Genomic DNA, 13927 nt, shown 5'->3' with positions numbered 1-13927 from the left:
CAAGATCACTGATCGCCTACGACCACTGATCCAATCGGACTTACTCATCTAGGCCCGGCTGCACCGCCTGCTCCGACGCTCAGGTGGCGCAGCCCGGCCTGGCACACGGGTGCCCAGGGCGGCGACGCGGCTCAGGCCTCGACCTCGCGGCGGTCCTCGGACCACATCGTGTGGAACGAGCCCTCGGCGTCGACGCGCTTGTAGGTGTGCGAGCCGAAGCGGTCGCGCAGGCCCTGGATGAGGGCGGCGGGGGAGCGCTCGGCGCGCAGCCCGTCGTAGTAGGCCAGGGCGCTGGCGAAGCCGGGGGCGGGGACCCCGTGCCGGGCGGCGCCGGCCACGACCTGGCGCCAGCCCTCCTGGGCGTCGGCGACGGCGTCCCGGAAGTACTCGTTGGTCAGCAGGGTCGTCAGGTCGGGCTCGTCGGTGAACACCTGGCGCACCCGGTCCAGGAACGCCGCCCGGATGATGCAGCCGTCCCGCCAGATCGCGGCCAGGGCGCCGCGGTCGACGTCCCAGCCGTGCTCCTCGGCGCCCCTGGCGATCTGGTCGAAGCCCTGGGAGTAGGCGACCACCTTCGCCGCGTACAGCGCCTGCCGGACGCTCTCGGTGAAGGCCTCGCGGTCGGCGACCTGGTCGTCCCAGTCCCGGCCCGGGCCCGGCAGCACCTTCTGCGCCGCCGCCCGCTGGTCGACGTGGCCGGACAGCGCGCGGGCGAAGACCGCCTCGGCGATGCCGGAGACCGGGGTGCCCAGGTCCAGCGCGGACTGCACGGTCCATCGCCCGGTGCCCTTCTGCTCCGCCTCGTCGAGCACGACGTCGACGAACGGCTTGCCGGTCCTCTCGTCGGTGTGCCGCAGCACCTCGGCGGTGATCTCGATCAGGTAGGACTGCAGGTCGCCCTCGTTCCAGGTCGCGAACACGTCCCCGATCTCGGCCGGCGACATGCCCAGGCCCTGGCGCAGCAGGTCGTAGGCCTCGGCGATGAGCTGCATGTCGGCGTACTCGATGCCGTTGTGCACCATCTTCACGAAGTGCCCGGCGCCGTCGGTGCCCACGTGGGTGCAGCACGGCTCGCCGTCCACGTGCGCGGAGATGTCCTCCAGCAGCGGACCGATGACCGCGTAGGCCTCGGCGGACCCGCCGGGCATGATGCTCGGCCCGTCCAGCGCGCCCTCCTCGCCGCCGGAGATGCCGGCGCCGACGAAGTGCAGGCCGCGTTCACCGAGCTCCGCGGTGCGCCGGATGGTGTCGGTGTACCGGGCGTTGCCGCCGTCCACCAGCACGTCGCCCTCGTCCAGCAGCGGCGCGATCGCCTCGATCACCGCGTCCGTGGGGTCGCCGGCGGCGACCATGATGATCACCTTGCGGGGTCGCTCCAGGGCGCCGACCAGGTCCTCCAGGGACTCGACCGGGACCAGGTCGCCGTCCTCGCCGTGCGCGCCCATCAGCGCGTCGGTCTTGGCCTTCGTCCGGTTGTGCACGACCACGTGGTGGCCGTGCCGGGCCAGGTTGCGGGCGAGGTTGGCCCCCATCGTCGCGAGCCCGGTGACGCCGATCTGTTCGCTCATGCACCCGGTCGTGCCCGACCGGGTGGAGTGCTACACGTGTCGCAGGACTCCCCGCGTCAGTCCAGACCGAGGTCGCGGCGCAGCTTGGCGACGTGCCCGGTGGCCTTGACGTTGTAGGCGGCCTTCTCGACCGTGCCCTCGGCGTCGAGGACGAAGGTCGAGCGGATCACGCCGACGACCTCCTTGCCGTACAGCTTCTTGGGGCCGAAGGCGCCGTAGGCCGTCAGGGTCTCCTTGTCGACGTCGGAGACCAGCGTGATCGACAGCGACTCCTGCTCCCGGAAGCGGGCCAGCTTCTCCGGGGCGTCCGGCGAGATGCCGATGATGTCCAGCCCTGCCTCGGCGAACTCCCCGGCAGCCGAGGTGAAGTCCACCGCCTGGGTGGTGCAGCCCGGCGTCAGCGCGGCCGGGTAGCAGTAGACGACGACCCGGCGCCCGCGGTACGAGCTCAGTGACACCGGGGTGCCGTCGGCGTCGGGCAGGGTGAAGTCCGGAGCCCGGTCACCGGGGGACAGGCGGGTCACGGCGGCGCTCTCGGTCATGCGGGCATGGTGGCAGACCGGGGTGACGGTCGTGTGCGGCGGTCAGCCGGGCAGGAAGCTGAACCGCACGTGCCGGGTCGGGTTGTCGCCGTTGGTGTCCACGAAGCAGATCCGCTGCCAGGTGCCCAGCGCCAGTCGGCCCTCGAGCACCGGCACGGTCGCGTGCGGCGGCACGAACGCCGGCAGCACGTGGTCCCGGCCGTGCCCCGGCGAGCCGTGCCGGTGCCGCCACCGCCCGTCCGTGGGCAGCAGCACGTCCAGCTGGGCCAGCAGGTCGTCGTCGCTCCCGGCGCCGGTCTCGATGATCGCGATGCCGGCGGTCGCGTGCGGCACGAACACCTGCAGCAGGCCGTCGGCCTCGGCGCGGACGAACTCCGCGCACTCGTCGGTCAGGTCGACGACGACGGGCACCCCGCCGGTGCGCACCTGGCGCAGCTCCGAACGCATACCGGCGATGGTGCCCCCGTCGGCGGACTACAGCGCGACGAGCAGCTGCACCAGCCCGACGACCAGCCCGACGGTGCCGACGCCGAGCATCACCGCCTGGGGGACCAGGCTCTTGAACACCGACGCGATGCCGCGGAGAACAGCGACAGGGCCAGGAACACGGTGGCGACGTCGAACTGCCCGCCCTGCTCGTCGGCGGCCCGCGCCGCGGCGAAGACGCTCTCGGACTGCTCGGTGAGGTCGTTCCCCTGCGCGTACTCCTCCAGCGCGTAGGGCGAGCCGGCGTCGGTGTCGAAGGGGTCGGTGACCTCGTCGCCGGACTGGTCGTACCAGTCGATGGTGGTCTGCAGGTTCTCGCTCATGAACTGGTCGCGGAACACGTCGGCGGTCTCGGCGTCGCCGTAGACGTCGGCGGCCTAGCTGGTCAGGTTGTTCGCCTCGCTGTACCCGGCGATGGCGTCGCCGCCCAGGGAGCCGCTCTCGTAGGCGGCGAAGGCGGTCGCGGTGGCGGCCAGACCCACCACCAGGGCGGCGCCGAGCTCGAGGAACCGGTGCGTGCGCTCCGCCGGGGTCTCGACGGGCTCGGCGGGGGTCACGTCGGTGCGGTCGGCGTGCTGGGACATCGGTCGGTCGGCCTCGTTCTCGGGGCGCGGGGCGTCGGGCGGTCCCGACGCGGGCGGCCGGACGGCAACCGCCGGTCGGGCCGTCGCGGCCGGTCTGCGCCCGGGGTCGGGCCGCCGGTCCGGCGCGGTCGGCGCTCCTCCCCGGCCCACTACCCTCGTCCCACGTGACCCGCCCCGACGGCCGTGCGGCCGACCAGCTCCGTCCGGTGACCATCACCCGCAACTGGCTCGACCACGCCGAGGGCTCGGTGCTCGTCGAGTTCGGGCGCACCCGCGTGCTCTGCGCGGCCAGCGTCACCGAGGGCGTGCCGCGCTGGCGGCGCGGCTCCGGGCTGGGCTGGGTGACCGCCGAGTACTCGATGCTGCCCCGGGCCACCCACACCCGCAGCGACCGCGAGTCGGTGAAGGGCAAGATCGGCGGCCGGACGCACGAGATCAGCCGGCTCATCGGCCGCTCGCTGCGCGCCTCGATCGACCTGTCCGCGCTCGGGGAGAACTCGATCGCGCTGGACTGCGACGTGCTGCAGGCCGACGGCGGCACCCGGACCGCCGCGATCACCGGGGCCTACGTCGCCCTGGCCGACGCGGTGTCCTACCTGGGGGAGCGCGGCAAGCTGGCGAAGAAGGCACCGCTGGCGCAGTCGGTGGCCGCGGTCAGCGTCGGCGTCGTGGACGGCGAGCCCCGGCTGGACCTGGCCTACGAGGAGGACGTGCGGGCGGGGACGGACATGAACGTCGTCTGCACCGGGGACGGCGGGTTCGTCGAGGTGCAGGGGACGGCGGAGGGCGCGGTGTTCGACCGGGCCACCCTGGACCAGCTGCTGGACCTCGCGGTCGCCGGCTGCGCGGACCTGACCCGGATGCAGACCGAGGCGCTGCAGGCCGAGGCCCGGTCCCGGTGAGCCGCCTGCTGCTGGCCACCCGCAACGCCGGCAAGCTCGCCGAGCTGCAGCGGCTGCTGGCCACCGCCGTCCCCGGGGTCGAGGTGCTCGGCCTGCGCGACGTCCCCGAGTACCCGGAGGCACCGGAGACCGGGGCCACCTTCGCGGAGAACGCGCTGCTCAAGGCGCGTGAGGCGGTGCGGTACACCGGGCTGGCGGCGGTCGCCGACGACTCCGGCATCACCGTGGACGCGCTGAACGGGATGCCCGGCATCCTGTCCGCGCGCTGGTCGGGCCGGCACGGGGACGACCCGGCCAACACCGCGCTGCTGCTGGGCCAGCTGGCCGACGTCCCGGACGAGCGCCGCGGGGCGGGCTTCGTCTGCGCCGCCGCGCTGGTCCTGCCCGACGGCACGGAGCGGGTGCTCGAGCGGACCTGGCGGGGGGCCGTCCTCCGCGAGCCGCGGGGCAGCAACGGCTTCGGCTACGACCCGGTCTTCCTGCCCGAGGGCCTGGACCGGACGTCGGCGGAGCTGGCAGCGGCGGAGAAGGACGCGATCAGCCACCGCGGGCAGGCCTTCGCCGCCCTCATCCCGGTGGTCGCCGAGCTGCTGGCCTGAGACCGGTCAGCGGTTCGCGGTCCAGGTGACGAAGGCGATCGCGCCGGTCACGAAGACCGGCGGGAACGCCAGCACCAGGAACGCCGCGAACACCCGGTCGCTGCGCCAGCGCACCCGCAGGCGCGAGGGCAGGCCGGCCCGGCGCTGGGCGGCCAGCGGCACCTGCGCCACGGCCGACTGCTCGCGGCCGGACAGCGGGGCCGACCGGACGGCCTGCCAGGCCTCCACCCGCGCCCAGCCCGGGGCCAGCCCGCACACGACCGCGGTGACCACCAGCGCCAGCAGCACCGTGACCAGGTGCTCGGGCTCGAGCACGACGACCCCGGCGGACGCCGCACCGGCCGCGAAGCCGGCGATGGTGATCGCGCCCAGGGAGAAGACCAGGCCGAACAGCACGGTGGCCGACACGCACATGCCCAGCGCGAGCACGTGCAGGTCGGTCCGGGTGAGCACCCCGGCCACGAGCTCGACGACCAGCAGCGCCAGGGCGACCAGCAGCACCGAGCCCATCGGGATGCGGATCGGGTCGCGCGGTGCCGCGGGGGCCGGCAGCACGGCGGACGTGTCGGCGACGGTCACCGGGGAGCCCCGTCGACCGCCCAGGACAGCAGGCCCCGGCCGGCCGGGCGGGCCGGACCCCCGGGGTCGGCCGCGGCGTGCCGGGGACGGTGACCGGTCGCGCGACCGGCGGACGGGGTCGCCGGCGGGGTGCCCGGGGCGGGCACCGTGGGCAGCACCCGCACCAGGGTCATCCCGGGCACCGGCGGGAGCGCCGGCACCGGGTGCACCTCGGGCAGCTCGACCGCGGTGTCCCGGGTGGGGACCACGGCCGGCAGCGGGCCCGTGCGGCGGACCGGCCGGTCGGTCGGGGCCGGGACAGGAGGCAGCCGGCGCACCGGCGGCCGGGTGGCCGGACCGGGGTCGGGCTGCCGGATCGTCGGCGGGACGGGCAGCACGCCGGTCGGCCGGGCCGGGCGGGCCGGCACGGGTGCGGCCAGCGGGTGCCGGGCCACCGGTCCGGGGGCCAGCTCGGCGATCAGGTCGCGCTCGTCGAGCACCTCGAGCTCGGCCTGCAGCGCCGCGAGGTCGTCGAGGTCCAGGGGTCGCATCGGGTCCTCCGGGTCGTCGGGCAGGGGATCGGGGTCGGGGGCGGGCTGCGGTCCGGTGTCCGCGGCCCCCGGGGGGACCAGGACGTGCCGGGGGACCGGGACGGCGGTGCCGGCGAGCTCGGCCAGGGCCACCGCCACGGGGACCCGCTGGTGGGTGGGCGCGCCCGGGGCGGTGGGCGCGGGTGCAGCTGCGGGCTCCGCGGGGCGGGTCGTCGCCGCGGCGTCGGCCGCGTCGTCGTCCCCGGCGTCCTGCGTGTGGCTGGTCAGCCCGTGCTCGGTCTTCTCCCAGTAGAAGGGCTTGGTGACCAGCTGCCAGGCCGCCTTGTAGGAGGCGATCGAGTGCAGCATCCAGTAGAGGGGGGACAGGAGGGCGTACGCGACGAGGCCGTAGGTGCGCCGCTTGAAGCCGGCCAGCAGGCTGAGGTAGACGATCAGCCCGTTGCCGATGAGCAGGTTGGCCAGGCTCACGTACTCCAGCCACGGCGGCAGCGCCGGGCTGAACTGGCGGGGGAAGGCCAGGTAGAGGATGAAGAGCACCCACAGCACCGGGGTGAGCAGGAAGGTCGCCGGCGTCCCGCCGATGGTGAGCAGGAACCCGACCGCCTGCCGCAGGCCGATCGCCCGGACCAGCCGGACCGGGTGCCGGCTGTGCACCAGGAACGTCTGCATGTAGCCCTTGATCCAGCGGCTGCGCTGGCGGAGCCAGTTCCCCAGGGCCATGTTGGCCTCTTCGTAGGTGGTCGAGTTGACCACCGCGACGCGGCCACCGCGGGCCGAGGCGCGCACGCCCAGGTCGGCGTCCTCGGTGACGTTGAAGGGGTCCCAGCCGCCGAGCTCGCGCAGCATGTCGGCGCGGAAGTGGTTGCTGGTCCCGCCGAGCGGGATGGGCAGCCGCATCGCGTCCAGGCCGGGCAGCGTGTAGTCGAACCACGAGGAGTACTCGAGGGTGAACATGCGGGTGAGCAGGTTCTCCTCGGCGTTGAAGTAGTTCAGCGCCGCCTGCACGCAGACCAGGTCCGTGCCGCCCTTGGCGAAGGCCACCACCGACTTCTTCAGCTGGTCGGGGTCGGGCCGGTCCTCGGCGTCGTAGATGACCACCAGGTCGCCGCGGGCGAACGACAGCCCGACGTTGCAGGCCCGGGGCTTGGTCTTGGGCAGGGAGTGCGGCACGACCAGGATCCGCACGATGTCCGGCGGGGCCGCGGCGAGGGCGGCCTGCAGGGTCTCCGGGTCGTCCTCCTCCAGCAGGAGCAGGATCTCCAGCTTCTCCCGCGGGTAGTCCAGCGAGGACAGGTTCTTCATCAGCAGGCCGACGATCCCGGCCTCCTTGTAGACCGGGACGAGGATCGTGTAGCGCGGCAGCTCGGCGTCGGTGAGGGCGGCGACCTCGGCGTCGGTGACCTGCTCGACGGTCTCGGAGGCGGTGCCCACCGTGCTGATCAGCGCCTTGGCGCCGACCGCCAGCCCGATGGTCACGTTGATGATGCCCAGCAGGACCACGACGGTGGTCGAGGCGTCCAGCACCAGCCCGAGGACGACGGCCAGCGCCGCCACCACCGCGCTGGCCACCTGGGGCCAGGTGAAGACGGTGGAGGCGGACTCCTCGGGGCGGCGCTCGGCCAGCGAGGACACCGCCTCGTGCACGACCTCGTCGCGCCAGACGGTGCGCAGGGCGCGCTGCACGTCCCAGTCGGTGGTGACGAGCTGGTGCACCCGCTGGATGCCGGTGCGCTCGCGGACCTCCCGCTCGACGTGCTCGCCGGGGCGGCCGGAGGAGGCGACCACGACCTGCAGCTCGCCGTCGGGGGTGCGCTCGGTGCGCAGCGGCACCCACATCTCGCGGGCCAGCTGCGGGTAGGGGAAGAGCTGGGCCAGGTCCGGGTCGACCTCGACCGGGTCGACGAACGCCATCTCGGTGCCCCACACCTCGGCGAGGGCGACGTAGAGCTGGCGGCGGGTGATCCACTGCTTGGCCAGCAGCACCGAGCCCAGCGGCTCGTCGATCCGGCGCGCCTGGGCGAGCCCCTGGGCCAGCTGCGCGACGGTGATGGTGCCGTTGCCGACCAGCACGTCGCCGAGCCGCTTCTCGGCGACGGCCGGGCGTGCCGGGGCCGCGGGTGCGCTGTGCTGCAGTCCCGTGGTCACACCAGGGCCTTCGGCAGCGCGCCGGGCCCACCCCAGCGAGGTCACCCGGGTGTCACCCGACCGGGTGACGGCGTCGTGCGGGTGAGGGGACGTGCGGGAGAGGGGAGTCGAACCCCTACGCCCGAAGGCACCAGGACCTAAACCTGGCGTGGCTGCCGTTACACCACTCCCGCGCGGAGGGGAGTCTAGGAGGCCGCCGCGGCCCCCGCGGCTACGGTCGGGGCATGGCTGACCTGGAGGCCCTGCGCAGGTTCGGGATCGTGCTGGAGCTGGCGGAGGCGGCGGGGGACGGCGACTGGGCGGCCTGGGCCCGCGTGCTGGGCAGCCTCGACGACGACCTCCGCGCCGACGTCGTCCGGCAGTCGTCGCTGGTGGTCGCCATGCTGTGCGAGCGGGAGGCCGAGCGGCGCGGGGTGACCCGGGACCGGTTCATGGCGCAGTTCCGGGCCGAGGTGATGGACCAGCTGGGCTGAGCGCCGCCGCCTGCCCAGGTGGGGCGCGCGCGGACGTGGCAGGCTGTGCCCGTGCCGCGCAGCCCCGAGCAGATCCAGCAGGAGATCGACGCCGCCCGTGAGTCGCTCGCGGCCACGCTCGACCAGGTGGCGCACCGGGTCAGCCCGGGCCGGCTGCAGACGCAGGCCAAGGAGCGGGTGCAGCACTGGCTCACCACGCCGGCCGGTCAGGCCACCCTCGCCGCGGCCGGGTTGTTCGTCACCTTCGTCGTGGTGCAGAAGGTCCGGCACCGCAACCGCTAGGCGGGCACACTCGGGCCGGTGATGCATCCCCGTCCCGATCCCACCGGCCCCGGGCAGGAGTCCGTCTGGGACTACCCGCGCCCGCCGTCGGCCGACGTCACCCCCCGCCGCGTCGAGGCGGTCCTCGGCGGCGCGGTGCTGGCCAGCACGGACCGCGCCGCGCGGGTCTGCGAGACCAGCCACCCGCCGGTGTTCTACATCCCCCGCGAGGACATCGCCGACGGGGTGCTCCAGCGCGCCGACGGCGCGAGCTGGTGCGAGTGGAAGGGCGTGGCCACCTACTGGGACGCCGTGGTGGACGGCGTCCGGCACCCGGCCGTCGGCTGGTCCTACGAGAACCCCACCGAGGGCTACCGCCACCTGCGGGGCGCGGTCGCGTTCTACCCGTCCAAGCTCGACCGGGCGACGGTGGACGGCGAGGTCGTGCGCTCGCAGGCCGGTGACTTCTACGGCGGCTGGATCACCGACGAGGTCGTCGGCCCGTTCAAGGGCGAGGCCGGCACGCGCGGGTGGTAACCCCTACCCCCTAGGGGTACCCTCGACGGCATGGCCGGTTACGAGGGCAACAAGGAGCAGGTGCTGGCGCGGCTCAAGCGCGTCGAGGGCCAGGTGCGGGGCATCTCCCGCATGGTCGAGGAGGACACGTACTGCATCGACGTCCTCACCCAGGTGTCCGCGGCGACGAAGGCCCTGCAGGCCGTCGCCCTGGGGCTGCTCGACGACCACCTCGGGCACTGCGTGCGGCACGCCGTGGCCAGCAGCGCCGAGGACGACGGCGCGGCCGCCGACGCGAAGATCGCCGAGGCCTCCGCCGCCATCGCCCGGCTCGTCCGGTCCTGACCGCGATCCCCAGGAGGGCACCAGCATGACCACCACCGAGTACACCGTCACCGGGATGACCTGCCAGCACTGCGTCGCCTCGGTCACCGAGGAGGTCTCCGAGCTCCCCGGCGTCACCGCCGTCGAGGTCGACCTGGCCAGCGGGGCGCTGCGGGTGACCGGCGACGACGTCACCGACGAGCAGGTCGAGGCGGCCGTGGCGGAGGCCGGGTACGCCGCCACCACGGCATGACCGCCGCCGGCACCGCGCCCGAGGAGGTGCGGCTGGACATCACCGGGATGACCTGCGCCAGCTGCGCCAACCGGATCGAGCGCAAGCTCAACAAGGTCGAGGGCGTGCAGGCCAGCGTCAACTACGCCACCGAGGCGGCCACCGTCCGCTTCGACCCGGCCGCCGTGGACACCGACACCCTGCTGGCCACCGTCGCGGCCGCGGGCTACACCGCGACCCTGCCGGCGGACGCCGCCCCCGAGGACGACGCGGACGACGAGCAGCCCGACGAGGACCGCGACCTGCGGCAGCGGCTGCTGGTCTCGGCCGCGCTGGCCCTGCCGGTGCTCGTGCTGTCGATGGTGCCGGCCCTGCAGTTCGACGACTGGCAGTGGCTGGCCCTCACCCTGGCCAGCCCGGTCGCGGTCTGGGGAGCCTGGCCGTTCCACCGGGCCGCGGCGGTGAACGCCCGGCACGGCGCGAGCACGATGGACACCCTGGTCTCGATCGGCATCGTCGCGGCCTACCTGTGGTCGCTGTACGCCCTCTTCCTGGGCGGGGCGGGCGACCCGGGCATGCGGATGGAGTTCCACCTGCTCGCCGAGCAGGGGGCCGGCAGCAGCGAGATCTACCTCGAGGTGGCCAGCGCGGTCACCGTGTTCCTGCTGGCCGGCCGGTACGCCGAGTCCCGTGCCCGGCGCCGGTCCGGTGCTGCGCTCCGGGCACTGCTGGCGATGGGTGCCAAGGACGCCGCCGTCCTGCGCGACGGCGTCGAGGTCCGGGTGCCGGTGGACCAGCTCGTCGTCGGCGACCGGTTCGTCGTCCGGCCCGGGGAGAAGGTCGCCGCCGACGGGGTGGTCGTCTCCGGTTCCTCGGCGGTCGACGTGTCGATGCTGACCGGGGAGTCGGTGCCGGTGGAGGTCGCCCCCGGCGACCGGGTCACCGGGGCGTCGGTGAACGCCGGTGGCCGGCTGGTCGTCGAGGCCGACCGGGTGGGCGCGGCCACCACGCTGGCCGCGCTGGGCCGGCTGGTCACCGCGGCGCAGAGCGGCAAGGCGCCGGTGCAGCGGCTGGCCGACCGGGTGTCTGCGGTGTTCGTGCCGGTCGTGCTGGTCGTCGCCCTGGGCACGCTGGCCGCCTGGCTGCTGCTCACCGGCGACGTGTCGGCGGCCTTCACCTCCGCCGTCGCCGTGCTGGTCATCGCCTGCCCGTGCGCGCTGGGCCTGGCCACCCCCACCGCGCTGCTGGTGGGCACCGGCCGCGGGGCGCAGCTCGGCATCCTGATCAAGGGCCCCGAGGTGCTGGAGTCCACCCGCACGGTCGACACCGTCGTCCTGGACAAGACCGGCACCGTGACCACCGGCCAGATGTCGCTGGTCGAGGTGGTCGGCGACGCCGACGCGCTCCGGCTGGCCGCCGCGGTCGAGGCCGCCTCCGAGCACCCGGTGGCCCGCGCGGTCGTGGCCGGTCACCCGGGTCCGCTGCCCGCGGTCGAGGACTTCATGAACGCGGCCGGGTCCGGGGTGACCGGGACCGTGGAGGGCCACCGGGTGCGGGTCGGCCGGACCGGCGCCGAGCCGGTGCCCGCCGACCTCGCCGCGGCCGTCGCGGAGGCCGAGGAGGCCGGGCGCACCGCCGTCCTGGTGGTCGTCGACGGCGCTGTGCGCGCCGTGCTGGTCGTGGCCGACACCGTCCGGCCGACCAGCGCCGCGGCCATCGCCGCGCTGCGCGACCTCGGGCTCGCCCCGGTGCTGCTGACCGGTGACAGCGCCGGCGCCGCGGCCGCGGTCGCCCGGCAGGTCGGGTTGGACCCCGACGCCGGCGAGGTCGTCTCCGGGGTGCTGCCCGCGGGGAAGGTCGACGTCGTCGCGCGGCTGCAGGAGCAGGGCCGTGTGGTGGCGATGGTGGGCGACGGCGTCAACGACGCGGCGGCGCTCGCCCGGGCCGACCTCGGCCTGGCGATGGGCACCGGCACGGACGTCGCCATCGAGGCCGGCGACGTGACGCTGGTGCGGGCCGACCTCTCGGCCGCCGCCGACGCCGTCCGGCTGTCCCGGCGGACGCTGGCCACCATCAAGGTGAACCTGGGCTGGGCGTTCGGCTACAACGTCGCCCTGGTGCCGCTGGCCGCGCTGGGCTACCTGAACCCGCTGCTGGCCGGGCTGGCCATGGCGGCGTCATCGGTGCTGGTGGTCACCAACAGCCTGCGGCTGCGGCGGTTCACCGCGCTCTGACCGCGCCGGCGCACGGAGACGCACCCGCCCTCCGGGGGGAGAGGACGGGTGCGTCGGTCCGTGCGGGCGGCCGGGCCGCCGGGGGTCAGGCCTGCGCGGTCGACCGGGCCAGGGGGAGGACGACGGTCTCCAGGATCGTGTCGACGTAGGCGTCGTCCAGCGGCTCGCCGGTCAGCAGCCACCGCTGCACGACCAGCCCGGAGGCGGCCTGGGCGACGGCGGAGTGCGCGGTGCCCCCGCCGACCTCGCCGCGGGCCTCGGCCCGCTCCCAGACCTCGGCCAGCGCGCCGCGCCACTGGGCCAGCGGGCCGGACCGGAAGGCCTCGGCCAGCGCCGGCTGGTGCGGCAGGGTGGACAGCAGCGACAGCGACGCCGCGCCGGTCGGCCCGTTGACCACGGCCACCAGAGAGCACAGCAGCATCCGCAGGTCGCCGGCCAGGCTGCCGGTGTCCGGGGTCGGGGTCTCCGCCCGGTTCATCTCGGCGATGGTGTCGACCACGAGGTCGGACTTGGTGCGCCACCGCCGGTAGATCGTGGCCTTGCCGACCCCGGCCTCCGCGGCGACCGCGTCCATGGTCAGCGAGTTGTAGCCGACCTCGGCGAGCAGGCGCAGGATCGCGGCGCGGATGACGCCGTCCCGGGACGGGTCACGGGGCCGTCCACCGCGGTTGGGACGCCCGGTCTGCTGGAGCGTGGGTGTTGCCATGCCCAAGACTTTAGACCGTTGCGTCTTGGACCGTCTGGTTGTGCCCGAGGCAACTCGGGACAGTTCCGGTACTCGGCGGTCGGATCGACCCGCCGCGCGCCTGGCCCGCGGCGCCGTCGTCCTGGACGATGCTCGGTCCGACGTGACCGGACGCGGCGGAGGAGAGGGCGGAGGACACCTGGTGGACCACCCGCACTTCCCGCTGCCCGGCCGGGTGTCCCGGCTGCTGCTGGCCAGCCAGGTCGAGCACGTGCTGCCGATCGTCGCCCGCGCCGCGACCGACCTGGGCCTCAACGCCGAGCTCGTCGCCGGGCTGGTCGACGTCGTCGACGACAGCAGCCCGCTGGACGCCCGCCGGTTCGACCGGCTGCTGGCCCGCCTCGCGCTGGACCTCAGCACCGCCGAGACCGACGCCGTCCGGGTCGCCGCCGACCCCGGGGACGACGACGGCATCGCCTTCGCCGCCGGGCTCATGGCCGCCCCGACCCTGTCGGTGGAGCTGGCCCGGCGCGGGGTCACCGCGGAGGTCGGTCTGCTGGCCGAGGCCGAGCTCTACCCGGTCTACCAGCCGGTCGTGGACCTGGCCGACGGCCGCACCACCGGCTACGAGGCGCTGCTGCGCGGCCGGGTCGACGGCCGCGAGGTCGGCGGCGGGGACCTGTTCTTCCTGGCGGCCGCCGCGGGGTGGGGGGACCGGCTGGACCGGTTCGCCCGCGAGGCGGCCATCGCCGGCGCCGCGCCCTGGCTGGGCTCGGCCGACCTGTTCGTCAACAGCAGCCCCGAGGCGGTCTACCGGCCCGAGGTCTGCCTGGCCGGCACCGAGCAGGCCGTCCGCGACGCCGGCCTGGCGCCCGCGCAGCTGGTCTTCGAGGTGGTGGAGGCGCACGCCGCCCGCGACCGCGGCCACCTGCTGGCCGTGCTGGAGCACCACCGCGCCCAGGGCTGGCGGGTGGCCCTGGACGACGTCGGGGTTGGCTGGTCGAGCCTGGCCCTGGTCTCGGCGCTGCGGCCGGACGTCGTCAAGCTCGACAAGGCGCTGGTGAACCGGCTGGACAGCGCCGCGGCCCGGGCCGTGGTCGGTGGCCTGGTGGAGCTGGCGCACTCCCTGGGTGCCGTGGTCGTCGCCGAGGGTGTCCAGACCCAGGCCCGCGCCGACCAGGCCCGCCAGCTCGGCGTGGACCTCGGCCAGGGCTGGCTGTTCGGCCGCCCGGCCCGCCCCGCCGCCGAGCTCCTGGCGGGCTGAGGC

Annotated in this window: 17 protein-coding genes and 1 tRNA gene; 9 read left to right on the top strand and 9 right to left on the bottom strand. The window is 74.9% G+C overall.

The window, feature by feature from the left end:
* Positions 1-131: 131 nt before the first annotated feature.
* The 5 genes from gndA to UXQ13_RS18455 form a co-directional block, all read right to left on the bottom strand.
* On the bottom strand, positions 132-1568 hold the full coding sequence (gene gndA / locus UXQ13_RS18475; protein WP_336392701.1) for an NADP-dependent phosphogluconate dehydrogenase: 1437 nt from the start codon (positions 1566-1568) through the stop codon (positions 132-134).
* Positions 1569-1624: 56 nt separating this feature from the next.
* Positions 1625-2110, bottom strand: coding sequence for a thioredoxin-dependent thiol peroxidase (gene bcp / locus UXQ13_RS18470; RefSeq protein WP_225232547.1), 486 nt, complete (start codon positions 2108-2110; stop codon positions 1625-1627).
* Between the two features lie 42 nt (positions 2111-2152).
* Complete coding sequence (locus UXQ13_RS18465) at positions 2153-2557, bottom strand: YjbQ family protein (protein WP_225236008.1); 405 nt, start codon at positions 2555-2557, stop codon at positions 2153-2155.
* A gap of 89 nt (positions 2558-2646) precedes the next feature.
* Entirely contained in the window at positions 2647-2937 is a 291-nt protein-coding gene (locus UXQ13_RS18460; protein WP_336392700.1) for a hypothetical protein, read from the bottom strand.
* Between the two features lie 36 nt (positions 2938-2973).
* The gene (locus UXQ13_RS18455; RefSeq protein WP_336392699.1) at positions 2974-3180 is read right to left on the bottom strand and encodes a hypothetical protein; all 207 of its coding nucleotides are present in this window, start codon (positions 3178-3180) and stop codon (positions 2974-2976) included.
* Positions 3181-3344: 164 nt separating this feature from the next.
* Between UXQ13_RS18455 and rph the strand changes: the two genes are divergently transcribed.
* A complete protein-coding gene (rph, locus tag UXQ13_RS18450; protein WP_225232546.1) occupies positions 3345-4082 on the top strand; it encodes a ribonuclease PH in 738 nt (245 codons plus the stop codon).
* Positions 4079-4681, top strand: coding sequence for an RdgB/HAM1 family non-canonical purine NTP pyrophosphatase (rdgB, locus tag UXQ13_RS18445; protein ID WP_225232545.1), 603 nt, complete (start codon positions 4079-4081; stop codon positions 4679-4681). Before rph ends, rdgB begins: the two co-directional genes overlap by 4 nt.
* Positions 4682-4687: 6 nt before the next feature.
* Here rdgB and UXQ13_RS18440 read toward each other — a convergent pair whose 3' ends face one another.
* The 3 genes from UXQ13_RS18440 to UXQ13_RS18430 form a co-directional block, all read right to left on the bottom strand.
* Complete coding sequence (locus UXQ13_RS18440; protein WP_336392698.1) at positions 4688-5260, bottom strand: hypothetical protein; 573 nt, start codon at positions 5258-5260, stop codon at positions 4688-4690.
* A complete protein-coding gene (locus tag UXQ13_RS18435) occupies positions 5257-7935 on the bottom strand; it encodes a glycosyltransferase (RefSeq protein ID WP_336392697.1) in 2679 nt (892 codons plus the stop codon). Before UXQ13_RS18435 ends, UXQ13_RS18440 begins: the two co-directional genes overlap by 4 nt.
* Positions 7936-8027: 92 nt before the next feature.
* A tRNA-Leu gene (locus UXQ13_RS18430) sits at positions 8028-8108 on the bottom strand.
* Positions 8109-8159: 51 nt separating this feature from the next.
* Here UXQ13_RS18430 and UXQ13_RS18425 point away from each other — a divergent pair.
* Genes UXQ13_RS18425 through UXQ13_RS18400 form a run of 6 tightly spaced genes read left to right on the top strand, consistent with a single transcriptional unit; the run spans position 8160 to position 11975 of the window.
* On the top strand, positions 8160-8408 hold the full coding sequence (locus tag UXQ13_RS18425) for a hypothetical protein (protein WP_336392696.1): 249 nt from the start codon (positions 8160-8162) through the stop codon (positions 8406-8408).
* A 51-nt stretch (positions 8409-8459) separates the two neighbouring features.
* A complete protein-coding gene (locus tag UXQ13_RS18420) occupies positions 8460-8690 on the top strand; it encodes a DUF3618 domain-containing protein (protein ID WP_225232541.1) in 231 nt (76 codons plus the stop codon).
* Positions 8691-8711: 21 nt separating this feature from the next.
* The gene (locus UXQ13_RS18415) at positions 8712-9206 is read left to right on the top strand and encodes a DUF427 domain-containing protein (protein ID WP_225236007.1); all 495 of its coding nucleotides are present in this window, start codon (positions 8712-8714) and stop codon (positions 9204-9206) included.
* A 30-nt stretch (positions 9207-9236) separates the two neighbouring features.
* Complete coding sequence (locus tag UXQ13_RS18410; RefSeq protein WP_336392695.1) at positions 9237-9530, top strand: metal-sensitive transcriptional regulator; 294 nt, start codon at positions 9237-9239, stop codon at positions 9528-9530.
* Positions 9531-9555: 25 nt separating this feature from the next.
* Complete coding sequence (locus UXQ13_RS18405) at positions 9556-9762, top strand: heavy-metal-associated domain-containing protein (RefSeq protein ID WP_225232539.1); 207 nt, start codon at positions 9556-9558, stop codon at positions 9760-9762.
* Complete coding sequence (locus tag UXQ13_RS18400; protein ID WP_336392694.1) at positions 9759-11975, top strand: heavy metal translocating P-type ATPase; 2217 nt, start codon at positions 9759-9761, stop codon at positions 11973-11975. The genes UXQ13_RS18405 and UXQ13_RS18400 overlap by 4 nt, the downstream gene beginning before the upstream one ends.
* 85 nt (positions 11976-12060) lie before the next feature.
* On the opposite strand, the gene UXQ13_RS18395 is transcribed toward UXQ13_RS18400, so the two are convergent.
* Positions 12061-12681: a TetR/AcrR family transcriptional regulator gene (locus UXQ13_RS18395; RefSeq protein ID WP_336392693.1), complete on the bottom strand. Its 621-nt coding sequence runs from the start codon at positions 12679-12681 to the stop codon at positions 12061-12063.
* Positions 12682-12862: 181 nt separating this feature from the next.
* Between UXQ13_RS18395 and UXQ13_RS18390 the strand changes: the two genes are divergently transcribed.
* Positions 12863-13924 carry an EAL domain-containing protein gene (locus tag UXQ13_RS18390; protein WP_336392692.1) on the top strand — a complete coding sequence of 354 codons (1062 nt, stop codon included), beginning with the start codon at positions 12863-12865 and terminating at the stop codon, positions 13922-13924.
* The last annotated feature ends 3 nt before the right edge of the window (positions 13925-13927 follow it).

It is taken from the genome of Klenkia terrae, from assembly GCF_037083865.1.
Taxonomy (GTDB): domain Bacteria; phylum Actinomycetota; class Actinomycetes; order Mycobacteriales; family Geodermatophilaceae; genus Klenkia; species Klenkia terrae.
The sequence above is the reverse complement of the archived record's forward strand: the minus strand, read 5'-3'. Positions and strand labels throughout refer to the sequence as shown.